This is a genomic window from Longimicrobium sp. (genome assembly GCF_036280135.1).
GTDB lineage: Bacteria > Gemmatimonadota > Gemmatimonadetes > Longimicrobiales > Longimicrobiaceae > Longimicrobium.
Map to the genome: position 1 here is coordinate 1 of NZ_DASURI010000092.1, position 5,002 is coordinate 5,002.

General features: G+C 70.6%; 5 protein-coding genes. 3 read left to right on the plus strand and 2 right to left on the minus strand.

What is annotated here, in order from left to right:
- Window positions 1-31 precede the first annotated feature (31 nt).
- Together VFZ20_RS03025 and VFZ20_RS03030 are read right to left on the minus strand one after the other, a co-directional pair.
- Entirely contained in the window at window positions 32-1,195 is a 1,164-nt protein-coding gene (locus tag VFZ20_RS03025) for a homospermidine biosynthesis protein (RefSeq protein ID WP_329682346.1), read from the minus strand.
- Window positions 1,196-1,777: 582 nt separating this feature from the next.
- Window positions 1,778-2,665, minus strand: a complete 888-nt coding sequence (locus VFZ20_RS03030) for a TIGR00730 family Rossman fold protein (protein WP_329682347.1) — start codon at window positions 2,663-2,665, stop codon at window positions 1,778-1,780.
- Between the two features lie 190 nt (window positions 2,666-2,855).
- Between VFZ20_RS03030 and VFZ20_RS03035 the strand changes: the two genes are divergently transcribed.
- The 3 genes from VFZ20_RS03035 (at window position 2,856) to VFZ20_RS03045 (ending at window position 4,946) form a co-directional block, all read left to right on the plus strand.
- Entirely contained in the window at window positions 2,856-3,920 is a 1,065-nt protein-coding gene (locus VFZ20_RS03035) for a hypothetical protein (protein ID WP_329682348.1), read from the plus strand.
- A gap of 17 nt (window positions 3,921-3,937) precedes the next feature.
- A complete protein-coding gene (locus VFZ20_RS03040; protein ID WP_329682349.1) occupies window positions 3,938-4,351 on the plus strand; it encodes a DUF6941 family protein in 414 nt (137 codons plus the stop codon).
- A 196-nt stretch (window positions 4,352-4,547) separates the two neighbouring features.
- Window positions 4,548-4,946 carry a secondary thiamine-phosphate synthase enzyme YjbQ gene (locus VFZ20_RS03045; RefSeq protein ID WP_329682350.1) on the plus strand — a complete coding sequence of 133 codons (399 nt, stop codon included), beginning with the start codon at window positions 4,548-4,550 and terminating at the stop codon, window positions 4,944-4,946.
- The last annotated feature ends 56 nt before the right edge of the window (window positions 4,947-5,002 follow it).

Consider the following 5,002-nt stretch of genomic DNA (forward strand, 5'->3'; position numbering starts at 1 on the left):
GCCCGGCGCGTCGAAGATCGCGCGGTGCGCGTCAGCGGTCGCGGTCCAGCATGCCGCCCTCGTGCACGGCGTGCTCGCGGGCGGTTTCCTGCGTGGACTCGTTGCGCTCGGACTTCTCGTACTCCGCCGTGATGCGTGCCATCATGGCCTCCCGGCGGTCGAACAGGCGCTTGGGCGTGCGGGGCGCGTGGTTGTCCATGGCATACGCCGTCAGGATGGGCAGCGCCACGGTGCTGTCCAGGTAGCAGACGACGGCGTCGGGCAGGCGGTCCGGGTCGATCTTGCCCCAGCTCACGGCCTCGGCGGGCGTGGCGCCGGAAAGGCCGCCCGTGTCGGGGCGCGCGTCCGTCACCTGCAGGAAGTAGTCGTGGCCGCGCTCGTCGATGCCCATCACCTCCTGGATCTGCGGCTCCGTCTGCAGCGCGAAGTTTTTGGGCGATCCGCCGCCCAGGATCCAGATGGCGCTCTTGCCGCCGCTGCGCTTGGCCTCGAGGACGATGGACGCCGTCTCGTTGACGTCGGCGTTTACGTCGAACATCAGCTTGTTCCCCTGCAGCGCCTTGGCGGCCACGTTCATCCCGATGGACGAGTCGCCGGGGGACGAGGTGTAGATGGGCACCGCGTGCTCGTACGCCGCCGCCAGCAGCGACTTGCGGCCAATGCCCAGCTCCTGCTCGCGGGCCGCCACGTACCTGCCGCACAGGTAGTGGAACTCGGCGGACGACATGGGCCGCTGGAACTCGGGCGCGGTGATGATCTGGCGAAAGAACGCGTCCGTGTCCAGCAGGACGGAGTAGTCGAAGAAGATGTCGTAGATGCGGACGACCTCTTCCTCGCGCAGCACCGTGTCGCTGATTTGCGGCGAGCCCTGGCGCAGCTCCAGCCCGATGCCGAAGTGCGTGTCGTGGTACAGGTTGGCGCCCGTGCTGATGATCCAGTCCACGAAACCGGCCTCGATGAGCGGGATGACGGCGCTCATGCCCAGGCCGGCGGGGGTGAGGGCGCCCGTCATGGTCATGCCGACGGTGACGTCCTCGTCCAGCATCTTCTTGGTGAGAAGGTGCGCGGCCTCGCGCAGGCGCGCGGCGTTGTAGGCCTGGAACGTCCCATCGACAAGGTCCGTCACGGACAGCCCGGGGCCGATCCGCGTGGGCTCGATGCGCTTTCCGCTCAGGAACTTGCTTTTCTGCGACATCCGCTGCGTCCGCGTTGAAGTACGAAACGAAAAGGAGGTACGAAGGTACGGCGTACGAAGGTACGATCGTACCGAGACTGGCTGACGGCGCGGAGCGGGCCCCCTGCCTGGTCGAGAGCCCCCTCCCCCCGCCCCCTGCCCCCGCTGCGCGCGGGAGGGGGAGAACTGCGACTCACGAGCAGGCTCGGCGCGCGACGCGAACTCACGCGCGCGGGCTCCGTGCACCCCACGGCACTCGCCCAGCCCCGACCTGTCGGCGAAGGCCGACATCGCGGGGTCACAGGCGCGATTTCAATCGCCGTGGGTGTGCGCACGGGCTACGCATCTCTGCGTGGCTCCAACCTCACGCGCCCATCCGCCAGGTATACGCGGACGGAGGACAGATCACGCCGGCAGCAGCCCGCCCCACTCCCCGGCCCCCTCCCCGCTCGTTCCTCGCTCGTTCCTCGCGGAGAGGGGGAGACCTTCATCGCTCGTGGCCCGGCCCCGTGCCGGGGCTGGGGTGTACACCCTCTCCCGCGCAGTTTGCGGGAGAGGGACGCGAGGAACGAGCGGGGTGAGGGCCCTCGGGGGCGACGCCCCCTACTGTCCGTCCGCCTTGTGCGGCTCGGCGGGCGTGTTCTCCGGCGACGCGGGATCGTGGTCCGCGCGGGTGTTCGGAACGTCGATGTCCGCGGCGGGCACGGGCTCGCGCTTGCGACGGCGCGAGGGGCGGCCGCCCAGCGAGCAGTTGTTCTCGTAGCAGTCCACGATGACCCGCACCGCCTCTTCGGGCGAATCCGTCACCACCACCAGGTCCAGGTCCTCCGGCGAGATCTTGCCCTCGGCCAGCAGCGCCGAGCGGAACCAGTCGATCAGCCCCTTCCAGTACGCGCTGCCCACCATCACCACGGGAAAGTCGCGCACCTTGCCCGTCTGGATGAGCGTGAGCGCCTCGAACAGCTCGTCCATCGTCCCGAACCCGCCGGGAAAGATGACGAACGCCTCCGCGTACTTCACGAACATCGTCTTGCGGACGAAGAAGTAGCGAAAGTTGATGGCCACGTCCACGTAGGGGTTGATCCCCTGCTCGAACGGCAGCTCGATGTTGCACCCCACCGACAGCACGTCCGCGTCGCGCGCGCCGCGGTTGGCCGCCTCCATGATGCCCGGCCCGCCCCCCGTGATGATGCCGAACCCGGCCTCGCCCAGCAGCCGCGCCGTCTCGCGCGCGGCCGCGTACTCCGGGTGGTCCACCGGCGTCCGCGCGCTGCCGAAGATGGTGACCGATGGCCCGATGCGCGCCAGGTTGTCGAACCCCTCCACGAACTCGCCCATGATGCGGAACACCCGCCACGGGTCCGAGTGGAGAAAGTCCGCCGCCGACGGCGCCTCGACCGGCGACTGCAGCAGCCGCTCGTCCTCGGTGGGCGTGCGGGTGCGCTGCGCCACGTTCAGCGTGGGGTTGTCCTGCTGCGGCTGGTCCGCCATCGCGTTCTCGTTCCGTGCGTGGGCCCGTTGTGGCCGCCGGCCGCGCGCCGGCGAAGGGGGCACAAGATAGATGACCGCGCCGCCACGCAAAAGCGGGACTCGCGCGCGGGGCCCCGCCGCGCCATGTTGCACGCTTGGCGGACGGCGACGGAACCCGGTTTTCGATGGATGGACGACGGCCATGCGACGGATGACGGGAGCGCGCCGCGGCGTGCTCGTGCGGATGGGATTGATGATGGGCATCGCGCTGATGACGGGCGCCTGCCGCGACCGCGCCGCTCCGCGCGCGGACGAGCCCGTGCGGCTGGACAGCGTGCCGCGCCGCGTGGAGGCGCGCCTGTACGTGGCCCGCGACTGGGCGTGGAACGAGGAAGACACCCTGCGCGTCACCGTCGTCAACGCCACCGAGCAGCCGCTCTCCGGCCAGGTGAACCTGTTCGTGGGCGGCCGCGTGGAGGTGCTGGTGGATTCCGCCGCCGCCCTGGCCGACTCCACCCCGCGGCGTGAGCTGTCCGCCGAGGGCACGCGCCTGTCCTGGCCCCTGGCCGCGCTGGCACCGGGCGCCAGCACCGAGTTCCGGCAGGCCGTCCGCATGCCGCCCGCGCCGGCCCCCGCGCGCGCCGGACGCCGTTCCGCATCGGCCGCGACGGATACGATGACGCGCTTCAGCGTCCGCGCCTGGGTGACGGGGGCGGACGGCAAGGAGGTGGCGACGGCGCGGGACAGCATCCTCATCCGCCGCGGCAGCGAAGTGGTGGCGGGCGGGTGCGGCGGCGTAAAGGACGTGGCCGTCACGCGCTACGGAATCGGCCCGCTGCGGCTGGACATGAAGTCGGCCGACGTGCGCACCCTGTGCCCCGAGGCCCGCGACACCACCTGGCCGGGCCCGGAGGGGATGACGGAGCGCGGGATGGCCGTGCGCCTGGCGGGCAACCCCGTGCTCGTGGTGCTCAACGGGCAGACGGTGCAGCGCATCCAGGTGGACACGGCCGGCCTCAGGACGGGTGTGGGCGTGGGCGTGGGCTCCACCCTGGCGGACCTGCGCGGGCGCTACGGCCGCACCTGCGCGGGACAGGGGGAGGGGCAGATCGCCGTGTGGTTCCCCGCGGCGCCGGGCGTGAGCTTTGGGCTGGATTCCACGGCCGTGGCGGCGGGCCCGCAGGTGGACGTGGAGACGCTGCCGGAGACGGCGCGGGTGGAGCGGATGTGGGTGCGCGCGGGGACGGACGACTGTCCCGCGCGGCCCGAATCGTAATCCCTGAAAGGAACGTCGTGAGAATTCCGATGGCGGTGCTGGCCGACGAGGCCAACGTTTCGCAGGAAGGCAAGCTGAACCTGATGGGGATCTTTGACCGCCTTGCCGCGGCCGAGTTTCCCGTCGCGCATCCCAAGCTGGTGTTCGCGTTTCGCGTGGAGTCGGAGTTCGGGGACAACGGCCGCATGTTCCCCGTGCGTGTGACCCTGGAGGACGAGGACGGCGCCGTGCTGTTCGAGGCGGCCGGCGAGCTGATGGCGCCGCACGTGCCGCCCGGCGAGTACTCCACGGCCAACCAGCTGTTCTCGCTCGTGGGCCTCCAGTTTCCCCGCGAGGGCATGTACCGCTTCATGGTGCGCCTGGGCGACCTGCCTCCGCACGAGACGCCGCTCTTCGTGCAGGCCGCCTCCGCCTCGCCCGAGCTGAACTAACCCCTGGAAGGTCGCAAGAACAGCAGAGTACCCGGGCCCGCATGGGACCGCGGTACTCTGCTGCCTCTGCTCCCTCTGCGTGAGAAAGCAGTTGGGTTTTCCGCCCCTTCCGCACGGGAGTTGCGTAGGGCGCGGCGCGGCGGGCATGTTGGTCCCGCCTCCCGCACCCACTGGCGATCCCGATCCGGACCCGGCGATGGAAGAGATCCGCGTGCGCACCAGCGCCCGCAGCGAGATGGTGGAGATCACGGACCAGGTGCAGGCGCTCCTGGACCGCGGCGTGCGCGAGGGCGCGGTCGTCGTGCAGAGCCTGCATACCACGGCCGCCATCACCATCAACGAGAACGCCGATCCGTTCGTCGTGGACGACGTGCTGCGCAAGCTGGACGGGCTCATCCCCCGTGACGAGCCGTTCTACAAGCACGCCGAGGGCAACAGCGACAGCCACCTCAAGACCAGCTTCTTCGGCCCGTCCGTCACCGTGATCGTGAGCGGCGGACGGCTGGTGCTGGGCACGTGGCAGGGCATCTACCTGTGCGAGTTCGACGGACCGCGCGAGCGGCGCGTGGCCGTGCAGCTGCTCCGCGCCGGCTGACCATGCCCCGCCCCTCGCCCTTTCGGTCGATGATGCGCCTGGTCGCGCGCGGCGTG